This window comes from Streptomyces sp. NPDC053474 (assembly GCF_044544845.1).
Taxonomy (GTDB): domain Bacteria; phylum Actinomycetota; class Actinomycetes; order Streptomycetales; family Streptomycetaceae; genus Streptomyces.
This window is the reverse complement of record NZ_JBITXV010000013.1, coordinates 128,140-143,201: the sequence shown is the minus strand read 5'-3', so window position 1 is coordinate 143,201 and position 15,062 is coordinate 128,140. Positions and strand designations below refer to the sequence as shown.

General features: G+C 74.6%; 11 protein-coding genes. 5 read left to right on the top strand and 6 right to left on the bottom strand.

The window, feature by feature from the left end; all coding sequences use genetic code 11:
• Nucleotides 1-8: 8 nt before the first annotated feature.
• Entirely contained in the window at nucleotides 9-3,200 is a 3,192-nt protein-coding gene (locus ACIG3E_RS29180) for a BTAD domain-containing putative transcriptional regulator (RefSeq protein WP_399622425.1), read from the top strand.
• Here the strand turns inward: ACIG3E_RS29180 and ACIG3E_RS29175 are convergent.
• From ACIG3E_RS29175 to bla, 4 genes are all read right to left on the bottom strand, one after another.
• On the bottom strand, nucleotides 3,184-3,945 hold the full coding sequence (locus ACIG3E_RS29175; protein WP_399622423.1) for an ABC transporter permease: 762 nt from the start codon (nucleotides 3,943-3,945) through the stop codon (nucleotides 3,184-3,186). The genes ACIG3E_RS29180 and ACIG3E_RS29175 overlap by 17 nt on opposite strands.
• Nucleotides 3,942-4,880: an ATP-binding cassette domain-containing protein gene (locus ACIG3E_RS29170; RefSeq protein WP_399622421.1), complete on the bottom strand. Its 939-nt coding sequence runs from the start codon at nucleotides 4,878-4,880 to the stop codon at nucleotides 3,942-3,944. Before ACIG3E_RS29170 ends, ACIG3E_RS29175 begins: the two co-directional genes overlap by 4 nt.
• A gap of 116 nt (nucleotides 4,881-4,996) precedes the next feature.
• On the bottom strand, nucleotides 4,997-6,643 hold the full coding sequence (locus ACIG3E_RS29165; RefSeq protein WP_399622420.1) for a penicillin-binding transpeptidase domain-containing protein: 1,647 nt from the start codon (nucleotides 6,641-6,643) through the stop codon (nucleotides 4,997-4,999).
• Nucleotides 6,644-6,663: 20 nt separating this feature from the next.
• Nucleotides 6,664-7,626, bottom strand: a complete 963-nt coding sequence (bla, locus tag ACIG3E_RS29160; protein WP_399622419.1) for a class A beta-lactamase — start codon at nucleotides 7,624-7,626, stop codon at nucleotides 6,664-6,666.
• 164 nt (nucleotides 7,627-7,790) lie between these two features.
• On the opposite strand from bla, the gene ACIG3E_RS29155 reads away from it, so the two are divergent.
• The 4 genes from ACIG3E_RS29155 to ACIG3E_RS29140 all read left to right on the top strand — a co-directional run bounded on the left by ACIG3E_RS29155 (nucleotide 7,791) and on the right by ACIG3E_RS29140 (nucleotide 13,291).
• On the top strand, nucleotides 7,791-8,777 hold the full coding sequence (locus ACIG3E_RS29155; RefSeq protein WP_399622417.1) for a LysR family transcriptional regulator: 987 nt from the start codon (nucleotides 7,791-7,793) through the stop codon (nucleotides 8,775-8,777).
• The gene (locus ACIG3E_RS29150) at nucleotides 8,774-9,676 is read left to right on the top strand and encodes a serine hydrolase (protein WP_399622415.1); all 903 of its coding nucleotides are present in this window, start codon (nucleotides 8,774-8,776) and stop codon (nucleotides 9,674-9,676) included. Before ACIG3E_RS29155 ends, ACIG3E_RS29150 begins: the two co-directional genes overlap by 4 nt.
• A 292-nt stretch (nucleotides 9,677-9,968) precedes the next feature.
• Nucleotides 9,969-12,269, top strand: coding sequence for a LuxR C-terminal-related transcriptional regulator (locus ACIG3E_RS29145; RefSeq protein WP_399622413.1), 2,301 nt, complete (start codon nucleotides 9,969-9,971; stop codon nucleotides 12,267-12,269).
• A gap of 494 nt (nucleotides 12,270-12,763) precedes the next feature.
• Nucleotides 12,764-13,291 carry a DUF1062 domain-containing protein gene (locus tag ACIG3E_RS29140; protein WP_399622560.1) on the top strand — a complete coding sequence of 176 codons (528 nt, stop codon included), beginning with the start codon at nucleotides 12,764-12,766 and terminating at the stop codon, nucleotides 13,289-13,291.
• Between the two features lie 82 nt (nucleotides 13,292-13,373).
• Here ACIG3E_RS29140 and ACIG3E_RS29135 read toward each other — a convergent pair whose 3' ends face one another.
• Both ACIG3E_RS29135 and ACIG3E_RS29130 read right to left on the bottom strand, forming a co-directional pair.
• Nucleotides 13,374-14,105 (bottom strand): SDR family NAD(P)-dependent oxidoreductase, encoded by a 732-nt coding sequence (locus ACIG3E_RS29135; RefSeq protein ID WP_399622412.1) that lies wholly within the window; start codon nucleotides 14,103-14,105, stop codon nucleotides 13,374-13,376.
• A 127-nt stretch (nucleotides 14,106-14,232) separates the two neighbouring features.
• Nucleotides 14,233-15,009: an oxidoreductase gene (locus tag ACIG3E_RS29130; RefSeq protein ID WP_399622410.1), complete on the bottom strand. Its 777-nt coding sequence runs from the start codon at nucleotides 15,007-15,009 to the stop codon at nucleotides 14,233-14,235.
• Nucleotides 15,010-15,062 lie beyond the last annotated feature (53 nt).

Below are 15,062 nucleotides of genomic sequence, written 5' to 3'. Positions count from 1 at the left end.
ATCAGCGGGTGCAGATCAGGATGCTGGGTCCACTGGAGGTTCGCACGGACGACGGCGTCTTGGCCGACGTGCCGGGCGCGCGGTTGCGCGGGCTGCTGGTCGCCCTCGCGCTCAAGCCGGACCAGGTGGTCCCGAAGGCGTCGCTCGTCGACTGGATCTGGGGGGAGCGCCCGCCCGCCGACGCGACGAACGCCCTGCAACGCCTGGTCTCCCGGCTGCGCAAGCTGCTGCCGGACGGGGTGGTCGAGGGACAGCCCGACGGCTATCGGCTGCGCGTGGAGCCCGACGCCGTCGACGCCGTGCGGTTCGAACGCCTCGTCGGCGCGGGGCAGTCCCGCGCCGAGGACGCCTCCCGGCGGGCGCGGCTGCTGCGCGAGGCCCTCGGCCTGTGGCGCGGTGCGGCCCTGCAGGACATCGGCCTCCAGGACAGCGAGGCGTGCGACGCCGCGGCCGTCCGGCTCGAAGCGCTGCGCCTGAGCGCCACCGAGGAGCGCGTCGACGCGGAGATCGCCCTCGGGCACGGCGCGGAGCTGGTCACGGAGCTGACCGACCTGGTCGCCGCGCACCCGGTGCGCGAACGGCTCGTCGCCGCCCTGATGCGCGCCCTCGTCGCGGCCGGTCGCGACAGCGAGGCGCTCCAGGCGTACCAGCACGCGCGGGAGGCCCTCGCCGACGCGCTCGGCGTCGACCCCTCGCCGGACCTCGCCGCGCTGCACGTCGCGCTGTTGCGGGGCGAGCTCGGGCGCGACGAACGGAAGCGGGAGCGGGCCGAAGCGGGCCGCAGGACCAATCTGCGCGCCGAGCTGACCACGTTCGTCGGCAAGGACGCCGACGTCAGCGCGGTCCGCGAACTCGTCGCCGAGCACCGGCTGACCACCCTGATCGGGCCGGGCGGCGCGGGCAAGACCCGCCTCGCCGCGGAGACCGCGCGCACCCTGCTCGGCGACGTACCGGACGGGGCCTGGCTGGTGGAGCTCGCCGCGATCGGCGCGGACGGCGACGTGGCGCAGGCGACGCTCGCCGCGCTCGACCTGCGGGACACCCTGCTCGGCGAGGCACCGAGCGCGGAGCCGACGGACCGGCTCATCGCCGCGATCCGCGAGCGCGACGCGCTCCTCGTCCTGGACAACTGCGAGCACGTCATCGAGTCCGCGGCGGTCTTCGCCCACCGGCTGCTCGGCGAGTGCAGGCGGCTGCGGATCCTCGCGACGAGCCGGGAGCCGCTCGGCATCACCGGGGAGGCGCTGTGGCCGGTCGAACCCCTTGCCCTGCCGGAGCCGGACGCCGACCCGGGCGCGATCGCGTCCTCGCCCGCCGTCCAACTGCTGCGGGACCGGGCCACAGCCGTGCGCCGGGACCTCGCGGCCGACGCCGCCACGCTGGCGACCATGGTGCGCGTGTGCCGGGCCCTCGACGGGATGCCGCTGGCGATCGAACTGGCGGCGGCCCGCCTGCGCACCATGTCCGTCGAGCAGCTCGCGCACCGGCTCGACGACCGGTTCCGCCTGCTGACCAGCGGCAGCCGCACCGCCCTTCCGCGGCACAAGACGCTGCGCGCGGTGGTCGACTGGAGCTGGGAGCTGCTCACCGAGGCCGAGCGGACGGTCCTGCGCAGGCTGTCGGTGTTCGCGGGCGGGGCGAGCCTGGAGGCGGCCGAACGGGTCTGCGCGGGCCACCCCGCCGACGGTGTCGGCTCCGTCGAGCCGGAGCAGGTCCTGGAGCTGCTCACCTCGCTGACCGAGAAGTCGCTGCTGCGCGCCGTGGGCGAGGGCGCGCCCCGCTACCGCATGCTCGGCACGATCAAGGAGTACGCCGGACTCCGGCTCGCGGAGGCCGGGGAGGCGGAGTCGGCGCGGCGCGCGCACCTGGCCTACTGCACCGAACTCGCCGAGACCGCGGAGCCGCACCTGCGCCGCGCCGAGCAGTTGGAGTGGCTCGCCGTGCTGCGGGCCGAGCACGACGACATCAGTGCGGCGATGCGCGGCGCGCTCGCGGCGGGCGAGGCCCAGGCGGCGATGCGGCTCGCGGCGGGCGCGGGCTGGTACTGGTGGCTCAGCGGGCACAAGACCGAGGGCTTGGAGCTGATCACCGCGGCCACCGGGACGCCCGGCGAGGTCACCGACGCGTACCGGGCCACGGTGTACGCCCTGGGTTCGATGTTCGTGACCTCCGGCCTCGGCGACGAGCACCTGGCCGCGGAGTGGATCCACCAGGCGTACCGGTTCAGCCAGAGCGCCCCGGCCGGTGGGCACCGCCACCCGGCGATCGGGCTCGTCGCCCCGATGGAGCGCCTGGTGCGGGCGCCCGACGCGTTCCTGCCCGCGTGGGAGGCGCTGCTCGCCGACGAGGACCCCTGGGTGCGCGCCCTCGCCCGGCTCCACCTGGGCAAGTTCCGGGTCGTGTTCGGCCACAAGGGGCAGGAGGCGGACGCGTATCTGGAGCGGGCGCTCGGCGAGTTCCGGGCGCTCGGCGAGCGGTTCGGGATCTCCTTCGCCCTGAGCGAGCTCGCCGAACGGATGGCCGTGCGCGGCGAGTTCGCCACCGCGTGCGCGTACTACGAGGAGGCGATCGAGGTCGTCACCGAGGTCGGCGCAGGGGAGGACGTCATCCGGCTGCGGTCGCGCCAGGCCCAGCTGTACTGGCTGCTCGGCGACAAGGCCGCGGGCGCGGCCGCCCTCGCCGAGGCGCAGCGGTGCGCGGAGGGCGTCACCTGGCCGGGCGCGCTCGCCCTGCTGGCCCTGGCGAAGGCGGAGCTCGCCCGGTGGGAGGGCCGTGCCGAGGAGGCCCGGCAGCACCTCGCCACCGTGACGGCCCTGCTCGGCCGGGAGGCGGAACAGGCGAGCATCCGCGCGGTGACGCACGACCTGCTCGCCTATCTGACCGACGACCTCGACGAGGCGAGGGCACACCGCGCGGCGGCCTGCGCGGCGGCGTCCGAGTCGGGGCACGCGCCGCTGATCGCGCAGGTGCTCGTCGGGGTCGCGGACCTGGCACTGCGTCATGACGCGTACGAACAGGCGGTGCGCCTGCTCGCGGCGAGCGCGGACGTGCGGGGCCTGCCGGACCGCTCCCACCCCGACGTCGTACGGATCGAGCGGACGGCGCGGAGCCGCCTCGGCGACGCGCGGTTCGCCGAGGCGGCCCAGGAGGCGGCGGGGACCGGCTGGTCCCGCCTTGTGGAGGTCACGCTCGCTTCTTGAACGTGGCGAGGGCCCACGCGTACCCGACGAGGGCGAGGCCGAGGCACCAGGCGACGGCCGCGAGCGCGTCGCCGGTCGACGGGTCGCCCGCGAGGAGCCCGCGCAGGGTCTCGATGATCGGGGTGAAGGGCTGGTACTCGGCGAACTGCCGCACGCCCGCCCCCATCGTGTCCGCGGGGACGAACGCGCTGCTCAGGAACGGCAGCATGATCAGCGGCACGGTGGCGAGGCCCGCCGACTCCGTGCTCTTGGCGGCCAGGCCCAGGGCGACGGTCAGCCAGCTGGCCCCGAAGGTCAGCAGGACGACGAGGCCGAGCACGCCGAGCCAGTCGACGGCGCTCGCGGCCGGGTCGAACCCCATGGCGAAGGCCACGCCGACGATGGCCGCGTTGGCCACCAGGCAGCGCACGGTGGTGACGACGACCTGGCCGGTGAGGACGGCGCCGCGGGAGACGTCCATGGCCTTGAAGCGGTTGATGATGCCCTTCGCCATGTCGTCGTGCACGGCGGCCGCGGTGGAGCCGAGGCCGTAGCTGACGGCCATCACGAGCATGCCCGGCGTCGCGTAGTCGATGTAGTCCTCACCGACCGCGAACGCGCCGCCGAACACCTTGACGAACAACAGCATGATCACGATGGGGAACAGCACCGCGTTGAAGAGCACGAGCGGGTTGCGCAGGGTGTGCTTCAGATTGCGGCGCAGCATGATCGTCGAATCGGTCAGGGCCGTCGAGACAGTACTCACTGGGCGGTCGCCTCCGTGCTCGGGCGCCCGGTCAGGGCGAGGAAGACATCGTCGAGGTCCGGCGTGTGCACGGAGAACTCCTGGGCGTTGAGCATGTGCTGGTCGAGCCGGTCGAGCAGGGCCCGCAGCGACTTCGACTCGCCGTCGCTCGGCACCCGCAGGATCAGCTCCTGCTCGTCCCGCGCGGCCCCGGCCAGGACGCGCGCCGCCGCGTCGAGCCCGGACCGGTCGGCGAAGCGGAGCCGGACGTGGGTGCCGGGGACCTGGCGCTTGAGCTCCTCGGGGGTGCCCTGGGCGACCAGGCGGCCCTGGTCGAGCACGGCGATCCGGTCGGCGAGCTGATCGGCCTCCTCCAGGTACTGGGTGGTGAGGAAGAGGGTGGTGCCCTCGGCCACCAGCTCGCGGACGATCCCCCACATCGTGCGCCTGCTGCGCGGGTCGAGACCCGTCGTGGGCTCGTCGAGGAAGATGATCCGCGGGCTGCCGACCAGCGTCATCGCCAGGTCCAGCTTCCTGCGCATGCCGCCGGAGTAGGTCGCGGCCAGCTTGTCCGCCGACTCCACCAGGTCGAACCGGTCGAGCAGCTCCCCGACCACCCGGCGGCCGGAGCGCACGCGCTTCAGGTCAGCCATCATCCGCAGGTTCTCGCGGCCGGTGAGCAGCTCGTCGACGGCGGCGAACTGTCCGGTGACCCCGATGGCCGCGCGCACCTCCTTGGTCGCGGTCGCCACGTCGTGCCCGGCGACGCGGACCGTTCCCGCGTCGGGCTCGGCCAGCGTCGCCAGGACGTTCACCGTCGTGGTCTTGCCCGCCCCGTTCGGGCCGAGCATGGAGAAGACCGATCCCGCGGCGACGTCGAAGTCGATGCCGTCGAGCACGACCTTGTCGCCGTATGTCTTGCGCAGCCCCGAGACTGCGATTGCCGAACTCTTCATGCCCCTACCGTCGCGGCCGGGCCTGACACGCCCCTGTCACTGCCCTGACACGACGGCTGACACGGCTGTCACGCGGGGGCGGCGGCGACTGTCACGAGGGGGCGGGGTCGACGGCTTCACGAGGGGTCGGAGTCGACGGCCGCCAGCACCTCCTTGACGACGGGTCCGGCGGAGGCCCCGCCCGTGCGGCCCTTCTCGACGACGGCGGCGAGGGCGACGTTGCCGCGGTGGGCGACCATCCAGCCGTTGTTCGGGGTGCCCTCGGCGACCTCGGCGGTGCCGGTCTTGGCGCCGACCGCGCCGGGCAGCGCGGCCAGGCCGCGGGCGGTGCCGTCGGTGACGGTCGTCCGCATCAGGGACCGCAGCGCGCCGACCACCTCCCGCGGCAGGGCCTTCGTCCTGGTCGTGTCCTTCTGCCCCGGGGTGAGGGTGGGCTGGCGGAAGGTGCCCGAGGCGGCGGTGGCCGTCACCGACGCCATCACCAGCGGGTTGGCCAGGACGCGGCCCTGCCCGATCATGGCCGCGGCCTTCTCCGTCTCGTCCCGGGGCGCGGGCACGGCCCCGTCGAAGGACGGCACGCCCGTGCGCCAGCGCTGCCCGATGCCGAAGTACCGCCGCGCGACCTCGCCCAGGCCGTCGTCGGCGAGCTTGCCGCGCAGGCCGATGAAGGCGGTGTTGCAGGACTCGGCGAAGTCCTCGCGGAAGGTGGCGCCGCGGTGCTCGGACTTCTCCACGTTGTGGAACCGCTTGCCGACGGTGAGGTAGCGCGGGCAGTCCACGGTGTCACCGGGTGCGACGGCGCCCTTGAGGAGCAGCGCGCTGGTGGTGACGACCTTGAAGGTGGAGCCGGGGGCGTAGGTGCCGGACAGCGCGCGGTTGAAGCCGGTGGCCGGGGAGTTGGCCACGGCGAGGACCTCGCCGTTGTCGACGCGCAGGGCGACGAGGGCGGCGTCCTTGCCCTTGGCCCCGGCCGCGAGGGCCCGTTCGGCGGCGGACTGCCAGGCGGGGTCGATGGTCGTGGCGACCGGCTCCTTGGGGGTTCGGGCGCGCCGCGCGCCGAAGGTGGCCTCCGTGCCGGTGACGGCGCCACTGGCGCGGTCGACGCGCCGGATCGCACCGCGGGGCCCGGCTCCGGCGGCGCCGGACAGCTGGGCGAGGACGGGCGCCAGGGACGGGTGGGTGTCGCCGGAGAGCGCGGCCCCTCTCCGGTCGTTCACCCTGGCGGCGCCGGTGTCCTCGCGCTCCAGGCGGAACTTCTCCGTGTCGCTCAGCTTCGGGTGCACGACGGACAGCTTCCAGTCCACGGCCCAGGTGCCGTCGTCCTTCTCGCGCAGCGGCAGGCGGGAGCGGTAGGTCCAGGTGCCGAGGCCGGTGACGGGCATCGTGGCGGTGAAGGACACGGTCACGGCGCCGTCCTCGTCGGCGGTGGCCTCGCCCGCCCGCAGCACGGGCTTGGCGATGTCGAGGCCGGTGGTGAAGTTGCGCAGCACGCGCTCCGCCTGTTCGGGGCTCGACGTCAGCCGGGCCGCCCGCGCCAGGCGGCCCGCCGACCAGTCGGCGAGGAACGCCCGTGCCTGCGCGGCGGCCTCGGGAGCGGCCTGCGGCGCCTTCGGCTTCTTCGCCGCGAAGGGTCCGAGGTCGGTCGCGTACGCCGTCCCGGCGGCGAGGGCGACGGCCACGCCCGCCGCGACGGCCGCGCGGGTCTTGCGGGCCTCGCGGGCAGGGGCTTCGCGGCCGTAGGTGGTGCCTTCGGTGTCGTTCATCAAGGGCTCCCTGGTGGCGGCTACGCCATCGAGTCGGCGACCACGGACGCCGCCTGCGCGATCAGCTTGTCGTCGGGGGTGGCGTCCTTGTCGCCGCGGTGCGACAGGATCGCCACGACGAGGGGAGCGGCGCCGGGGCGCCACACGACGGCGATGTCGTTGCGGGCGCCGTAGTAGCTGCCGGTTCCCGTCTTGTCGCCGACCACCCAGTTCTTGGGGACCCCGGCCTTGATGACGTGGTCGCCGGTGGTGTTGGTCTTCAGCCAGGTGGCGAGCTGGGCGCGCTCGGGCCCGGCGAGGACGTCGCCGAGTACGTACGCGCGCAGGTCCTTCGCCAGGGCGCGGGCCGTGCTCGTGTCCCGCTTCTCGCCCGGCACCCACCGGCTCAAGAAGGGCTCGACGCGCTCCATCCGGGTCACGTCGTCGCCGATCCGCTCCAGCGCGGCGTCGAGGCCCTTGGGGCCGCCGAGCTTGTCGAACAGCAGGTTGGCCGCGGTGTTGTCGCTGTAGCGGACGGCCGCGTCGCACAGGGCGCGCAGGGTCATGCCGGTGTCGACGTGCTTCTCGGTGATGGGCGAGTAGGTGACCAGGTCGTCCTTGGAGTACTTCACCACCTGGTCCATCCTGTCCGGCGCGTACGTGCGCAGCGTCTCCCCGGCGGCCAGGGCCTTGAAGGTGGAGTTGTACGCGAAGCGGCGTCCGTCGTGGTACACCACCTCGCGGCCGGTGCCGGTGTCGACGGCGTACACGCCGAGCCGTGCGTCGAACTCGCGCTCCAGCTTCTTGAACGCGCGGGTGTACGACGCGGCGTCCGCCTTCGGCGCGGGCCTCTCGGTGCTCCGCGCGGGCTGCTCGCTCCGGTCCGCGGTCGGCCGCTCGGCCGCCGAGGCCGGGGAGTCGCCCTGGCCGCAGGCCACGAGCGGGACGAGAACGAGGGTGGCGACGGCGCCGAGGGCGGCGCGCCGGACGCGGGAGTGCTGCATGGTCAACCTCCGAGGAGCCCCGTTCGCGGGGCACGGGGAACGGAGCGGCACGGCCCCGTTCCGGCATGTGGTGATCAGTGCCGGGACCACCCTGGCCCGGGGGTTCCCATGCGGTCCAATACGCTTGTGCGCGGTTTCATGCCGATCTGGCATAGGGTGCGGGCGTGGATCTCGTAGGAGCGTGCCGGGCGTTCGTCAGCGTCAGTGAGCGCGGCAGTTTCACCGTGGGAGCGGCGGCGGCCCGCATGTCCCAGCCGGTGGCCAGCCGCCGCGTCGCCGCGCTCGAGGAGCGCTTCGGCGAGCCGCTGTTCGAGCGGACCTCGCGGCGGGCCGTCCTCACGCCCTTCGGCCGGGACCTGCTGCCGACGGCGAGGCAGCTCGTGCAGGCCGCGGACGTGCTGCTCGACGAGGCGGAGGCCGCGCGGCGCAAACCGTGGCGGCTCGCGGTGCCCGGCATCTGCCCCACCGTCGCCCTGGCCCGGCTCGTCGCCGAGGCACGCGCGCACGAGGTGACGCTCGACCTGCGCGTGGCCCCGCCGGCGCAGCGCCGGGAGCTGCTCCACGCCCAGCAGGTGCGGGCCGCGCTGCTCGCGGTGCCCGCCGACGAGGCCACGTGGTCCGTGCCGCTCGGCGTCGCCACCGCCGACGACCCCGGCGTGCGGCGCGTCTATCTGGAGACGCTGCGGCTCGGCCGCGGCGCGAGCGGCCCGGTCCGCCGCGTGTGGATCCAGCCCGAGGACGACGTGCCGCACATCCGCGACCCGCTCACCCGGCTGCGCGACTCGCTCGGCCTGCGCCCCGCGCAGCTCGCCGCCGCGGCGGACCTGACGGGCGCCGCCGCCGAGGCCCTGGGCGGCCGCGACCTGCTGCTCTGCTCCCCCGCGCAGGCCGCCGAACTCGGCCTGGTCTGGCGGCCGATCGGCGAGCTCGCGCTCAGCCGGGGGTTCACGCTCGCCGCCGCGGCGGAGGGCAACCCGCACCACCTCCAGGCCCGCCTGGGCGAAGCCATCACGCGCTGCCTCGGCGCCGCCATCCAGGCGGTCCCCGCGGAACCCCGGACGGCAGCCGCCGAGCTCCAGCCGACCGCACCACTGCCCCGGACGATCACTGCGGGCACCCGGCCGCTCCCCCCGGAAGGGAAGACCACGTGAACCCCGAGGCGCTCCTGCGCGAGCTGCGCCAAGAGCTGAGCGACGGCGGCCTGCACGGCTGCTTCCTCGTACGGGACCTGCACACCGGTGCCGAGCTCGGCCTCGAACCCGACACCCAGCTCCCCGCCGCCTCCCTGGTCAAGATCCCGCTCGCCCTCGCGACGGCGGAGCGCATCCGGCGCGGCGAGCTCGACGGGGCGACGGCGCTCGACGTGCGGCCCGGCCGGATCACCACGCCCGGCCCGACCGGCGTGAGCCGCTTCCGTCACCCCGCCCGCATCGCGATCGACGACCTGCTGTACCTGAGCACGTCCGTGAGCGACGGGGCGGCCGCCGACGCGCTGTTCGACCTCACCCCGCCCGCCCGGGTCGCCGCCGTCCTCGACGACCTCGGCCTGCGCGGGTTCGCCGTCCGGCACGACACGCGCGAGCTGTCCGACACCCCCACGGAGCGCTTCGCCGCCGCGCAGGCCCACCTCGCCCACGCCCTGGCCATTGACGCGGGCACCAGCGGCCGCGGGCACCGGCTGCCGCAGCTCGACACCACCCGCGCCAACACCGGCAGCGCCCGCGCCTACGTCGACCTGCTCCAGGCCCTGTGGACGCCGTCGGCGATCCACCCCGAGGTGGCCGGGCGCGTGCGCGAGCTCATGGGCAACAACCTGATCCGGCACCGGCTCACCCCCGACTTCAGCTCCGACGCGACGACCTGGTCGTCGAAGACCGGCACCCTCCTCAACCTCCGCCACGAGGTCGGCGTGGTCGAGCACGCCGACGGCCAGACCTTCGCCGTCGCCGCCCTCACCGAGTCCCTGGTCCCGGCCTCCGCCCAGCCCGGCGCCGACGCCCTGATGGCACAGGTCGCCCGCGCCCTGCGGGACCACCTGCGCCAGCTCTAGCCGCGTACGGCAGCGCGACGCCGGTTCAGCCGACCCCGTACGTCCGGGCGAGCGCGCCCACCGTCACCGCCATCGCCTCGCGCAGCGTGTTGGGGCGGCCACCAGGTACCGACCGCGCGCTGAGGGGCGCCCGAACCGGGATCCCTCGAACTGGCGGCCCTCGAACTCAACTCGATCACCCCTGACGCGCCGCTTTGCCCTGCGGACCACGTCACAGGGGTGGGACCGTGGGAGGCGGGTGGCAGGCCGTTCCGGAGGCCTGTCGCCACCTCGACGGGAAGGTCGGCCGCGGATGGGATTCGGCTTCACGCAGCGACGCGGCGGGCAACTGCCCGTGGAGCGGACGGGTTTCGTCGGGCGGTCCGACGACCTCGCCCGGGTCCAGGAGGCGTTCGCGCGGGCTCCGCTGGTCACTCTGGTGGGCCCCGGCGGCGTCGGCAAGAGCCGCACGGCGCTGCGCGTGGCCGCCGAGGTCATGGAGGACTTCCCCGACGGGGTGTGGCTCGCGGAGCTGTCCGGGCTGCGCGACCCCGAGCTCGTGCCCGCGACCCTGGCCGCCGTGCTCGACCTGCCCGAACAGCCGGGGATGGAGCCGCTGGACGCGGTGGTGGCGCATCTGCGGGCGCGCCGTCTGCTGCTCGTCCTCGACACCTGCGAGCACCTCGTCGACGCGTGCGCGCTGCTCTGCGAGGTCCTGCTGCGGGAGGCCGCGGGCGTGGCGGTCCTCGCCACCAGCAGGCAGCCGCTGGACGTGCCCGGCGAGCGGTGTCTGCCGCTCGCGCCGCTCCCGGCCGACGACGCCCTGGAGCTGTTCGCGCAGCGCGCGGCCGCCGTCGTACCGGACTTCACCGTCCACGACAGCAACCGCGCACAGGTGGGGGCCCTCGTCGAGCGCCTCGACGGCATTCCCCTCGCCCTCGAACTGGCCGCCGTACGGCTGCGGGCCGTGCCGCTCGCCCAGCTCGTCGCGCGCCTCGACCAGCGCTTCGGCGTGCTCACCGGCGGGCGCCGCACGGAACTGGCCCGGCATCAGACGCTGCGTACGGCGATCGACTGGTCGTACGAGCTGTGCGCGCCCGCGGAGCGGCTGCTGTGGGCGCGCCTCTCGGTGTTCGCGGGCCCCTTCGAGCTGGCGACGGCGGAGCGGGTGTGCGCGGGCGGCGGCCTGGCGGCCCGGGACGTCCTGGAGGCGCTCGTCGGGCTCGTCGACAAGTCGGTGGTGCAGCACCTGGGCGGGAGCACCGGCCGCTACCGCCTCCTCGACACCATCCGCGCGTACGGCGGGGAACGGCTCGACGGCCCCGACGGCACGGGGCGGGCGGACGACGCGGTGAGCGTGCGGGAGCGGCACTTCGCGCACTACCAGGAGCTGGGGCAGCGGCTGTGGGACGAACTCCTTACCCCGGCGCAGGCCGCTCTGTACCGGGAGGCGCGGGAGGCGGTCGCCGATCTGCGGGCGGCCCTGGGGTACGCGTTCACCACCCCGGGGCGCGCCCCGCAAGGGCTGTGGCTCGCGGCGCAGTTGGCGCCGTTCTGGCGTGCGGCGGGCACGCTCTCGGAGGGGCGGTACTGGATCGACAAGGGGCTCGATCTGGTGCCGGAGGAGCGTGCGGAGCGGGCCTGGGGCCTCTTCCTCTGCGGGGTGCTCGCCGTGTGGAGCGGCGACCTCGCGGCGGCGCCCGGCCTCTTCGAGGAGGCGCGTGCGGTGGCGGTGCGCTGCGGCGAGCCGCGCGTGGTGCTGTTCACCGAGCCGTATCTGGGGGCCATGCGCGCGCTGTGCGGCGAGGTCGACGAGGGCCTGGCCGAGCTGGAGCGGGGGCGGCTGCGGATCGTGGAGGCCGGGGACCTGCTCGGCATCGGCGTGGTCCACTACGAGGGCGCCCTCCTCCGGGCCGTCCTCGGCGACGTCGACGGCGCCCTGGAGCTGTGCGCGACCGGGCTCGCCCACCTGGAGCACACCGGCGACCGGCAGCTGCACGCCTCGACGCTGATGGTGCAGGGCATCGTCCTGTGGCTCGCCGGGCGGCACGACGAGAGCGCCCCGCCGCTGCGCCGGGCCCTCGACGCCGTGAGCGAGGTCGGGGACGTGCTGGTCGCCGCGCTGTGCTGTCTGGGGCTCGCCGGGCACTCCGCCCAGCAGGAACGGTACGCCCGCGCCGCCTGGCTGCTCGGGTACGCGGAGAGCGCGCGGCGCCTGACCGGGGATCCGGTGGCCATGCTGCCCTCGCTCCTGGACGAGCAGGAGGCGGTGCAGCGGGCCGTGCGCGGCGCCCTGGGCGAAGCGGCGTTCGCGCGCTGGCACGGGCTCGGTGCGCGGCTCACGGGCACGGACGTCCTCGCGGCGGTGCGGGCCGACCTCGACGTGCCCGCGTCGGCACGGCCCCTGCCCGACGCCCGCCGGGGCGGCGCCGCCGACGCCCTCACCCCCCGCGAGCGCGAGGTCGCCGCGCTCGTCGCCCGGGGCCTGTCCAACCGGGAGATCGCCGAACGCCTCGTCATCTCCAAGCGCACCGCCGACACCCACGTCGAGCGCATCCTCGCCAAGCTGGACGTCACCTCGCGCGCCGACGTACCGGCGGCGCTGGAGGACTGACCGCAGACAGCTGGAGAACCGACCGCAGACATACGTACGTATGCGGCCGTGCCCACCGCATCCGGCGAGGCGGCGGGGCCACCGCCCTCGCGCGCCGCGTACGTATACCGATCGTGGCAGGTCACGGATGCCGGGACGGCCCGGGGTCCGGGAGAGTGGGCAGAGCCAGCCGGGACGCGGTGCCGGGCGCCGGCAGCGTCGGACGCACGCCTGCCAGGCACGGGCGCCCCGCACCGCCTCCCCCTCCGCCGGGCTCGCCGCCCGGCCGGACTCCTCCCGCCGGTGAGACGCTCGAAAAACCGGTGGAGCGGCGCCGCCGTCCTGCCCTACCGTGCTGGCGAACCGAGTCGTCTGGGCAAGGACGTGCCGTTGTACACCGTGTGAGACCCGCCGAGAGCTGATCTGTCGCGCGTCGCGCCTGCGTGCCGCGCTCCTTTTTGCTGCGGACTTCTCACTGAAACCGGTGTCCTTCTGTGCTCCATAGCTGGGTGGTCATGCCCACCTGCCTGCCGACCGTCCTCCGCCGTTGCCCCGCGTGCGCGTCCGGCCGCTTCCGGGCGAACGGCAAGTTCCGCGTCAACGCCCACCACAAGCTCCTCGACGCCTGGCTCCTCGTGCTCTGCACCGCTTGCGGGGACACGGCGAAACTCACCGTCCTGGAGCGGACGAACGTGCGCTCCCTCCACCCCGGCCTACTCGACCGGATGCACGACAACGACCCTTCCCTGGCGGCCGAATTGCTCCAGGACCCGGCCCTGCGGCGCCGCAACCGCGTCGCCCTCGACTGGGACGGGGCCTGGCGCCTCGACACCGGCGGACCGGACCACCTCGACCACGAGGTGCTGGACGTCTCGGTCCGCTTCGCGGCCCGGATCCCCGTCCGCCCGGCACGCCTGATCGCCGAGGGCTGCGGCCTCCCCCGGGCCGAGGTCGAACGGCTCATCGCGGAGGGGAAGCTGGTCTCGGCGGTCCGGCTGAGCGGCAGACACTCCAGCGACTTCACCTTCACGCTGAAGCGCTGAGCCCTCCCCCGCGCCAGGGCCTGTCCGGCACCACGGACAGGCCCTGGTGGTCGCGGAGCCTCTGTCACACGCCGCCCCCGGGTCAGAAGACGGCACCTCCGGCGTCGACGTGGAGCGTGGTGCCGGTGATGTAGCTCGCCCGGGGCGAGGCGAGGAAGCGGATCGCCTCGGCGATCTCCTGGGACCCGGCGGTGCGCTGGAGCCCCAGCTCCTTGGCCACGCCCTCGTTGCCCTCCTCGCCCCATGCGGCGACGACGCCTTCGGTGCGGGTCGGGCCCGGGGCGACGCTGTTGACCCGTACGCCGCCCTCGGCGAACTCCGCCGCCCAGGTGCGCGTCAGCGAGTCGAGCGCGGCCTTGGACGCGCTGTAGACCGAGGCACCGGGGAAGGCCTTGTGCGCCGCGAGCGAGGTGACGTTGACGATGCTGCCCCCGCCCCTTCGGAGCATGTGCGGCACGAGCGTGGCGACCAGGAAGTAGGCACCGCGCACGTTGGTGTCGAAGGTCCGCTCGTAGTCCGCCACGCCCTGCTCGACGGTGGGCGAGGTGGGGACGGCGCCCGCGTTGTTGACGAGGATGTCCACGGGGCCGCTCTGGCGGGCCAGTTCGGCCACCGCGTCCAGGTCGGCCACGTCGGCAGGGACGAACCGGACCGCCCCGTCCTCCCGCGCGGTGTGCGCCGCGTTCTCGCCGCGCTGGGCGTCGCGGCCGGTGATGACCACGTCGGCGCCCGCGCGGGCCAGCGACCGGGCCGCCGCGAGGCCGATACCGGACGTGCCGCCGGTGACCAGCGCGGCCTTGCCTTTCAATTCCATGACGTGCGTCCTCTCGGAATACGTAAATCGGAATGCGTAAAGGGGAAAGCGACTCATGCGCGGTGGCCGTCGCGGGGAATGCGGCCACGTCTCCTCTTCGTGCCGACTGTGCGGAATGCTCGCGACGTCAGCCCCTGGGGAATTCGCCGCCGTCCACGACGAGGCTGCCGCCGGTGATCCAGCTCGCCCGGGCGGAGAGCAGGAACAGCACCGCGTCGGCGATGTCGTCGGGCGCGCCGTCCCGCCCCAGCGGCGGGGTGGTGACGTCCTGGCCCGGCCCCTCGGTCAGGCGCGCCCACTGCTCCCGGGTCCGCTCGCCGCCGGGGGTGGCTGTCCGGCCGGGCATCACCGCGTTCACGCGGACGCCGAACGGGGCCAACTCCTGGGCCAGTCCCCTGCTGTAGTTCTCCAGCGCGGCCTTCGCCGCCGTGTAGTGCAGGAACGGCGGTGCCACGGTGGGAACCGCGGCCGAGGAGACGTGCACGATCGCCCCGGAGCGCCGCTCCCGCATCTCCGGTGCCAGCAGCGCGTCCAGGCGTACCGAGGCGAGGAAGTTCAGGTCGAGGGCGTCCTGCCACTCCTCGTCGGGGATGGCGAGGGCGCCCTGGTGCGGCCCCGCCCCGCCCACGTTGTGGACCAGCAGGTCCACCCCGCCGAGCACCTCCCGGGCGGCCGCGGCGAGCGCCTCGGCACCGGCCCGCGTCCGTACGTCGGCCGCCACGAACGCGGCTCCCTCGGGCAGCGCGTCCGCCGTCGACCTGGCCGTCGTGAGCACCTGGGCGCCCGCGTCCAGGAGCTGCCGCACCACGGCCGCCCCGATGCCGCGGGATCCCCCCGTCACCAGGGCCCGCTTTCCCGCGAGTTCACGCGTTGCCGCGCCTGTCGTGTTTTCCATGGTGGTCATGTGCGACCGGTCCTCTCCCTGCAATGGTCCCTGCAATGGCGACTTGCCATGCT

Coding starts and splice junctions, on each gene's coding strand:
- ACIG3E_RS29170 (WP_399622421.1), bottom strand. CDS start 4,880: ATGAAGAGTTCGGCAATCGCAGTCTCGGGGCTGCGCAAGACATACGGC.
- ACIG3E_RS29165 (WP_399622420.1), bottom strand. CDS start 6,643: ATGAACGACACCGAAGGCACCACCTACGGCCGCGAAGCCCCTGCCCGC.
- bla (WP_399622419.1), bottom strand. CDS start 7,626: ATGCAGCACTCCCGCGTCCGGCGCGCCGCCCTCGGCGCCGTCGCCACC.
- ACIG3E_RS29145 (WP_399622413.1), top strand. CDS start 9,969: ATGGGATTCGGCTTCACGCAGCGACGCGGCGGGCAACTGCCCGTGGAG.
- ACIG3E_RS29140 (WP_399622560.1), top strand. CDS start 12,764: ATGCCCACCTGCCTGCCGACCGTCCTCCGCCGTTGCCCCGCGTGCGCG.
- ACIG3E_RS29135 (WP_399622412.1), bottom strand. CDS start 14,105: ATGGAATTGAAAGGCAAGGCCGCGCTGGTCACCGGCGGCACGTCCGGT.
- ACIG3E_RS29130 (WP_399622410.1), bottom strand. CDS start 15,009: ATGACCACCATGGAAAACACGACAGGCGCGGCAACGCGTGAACTCGCG.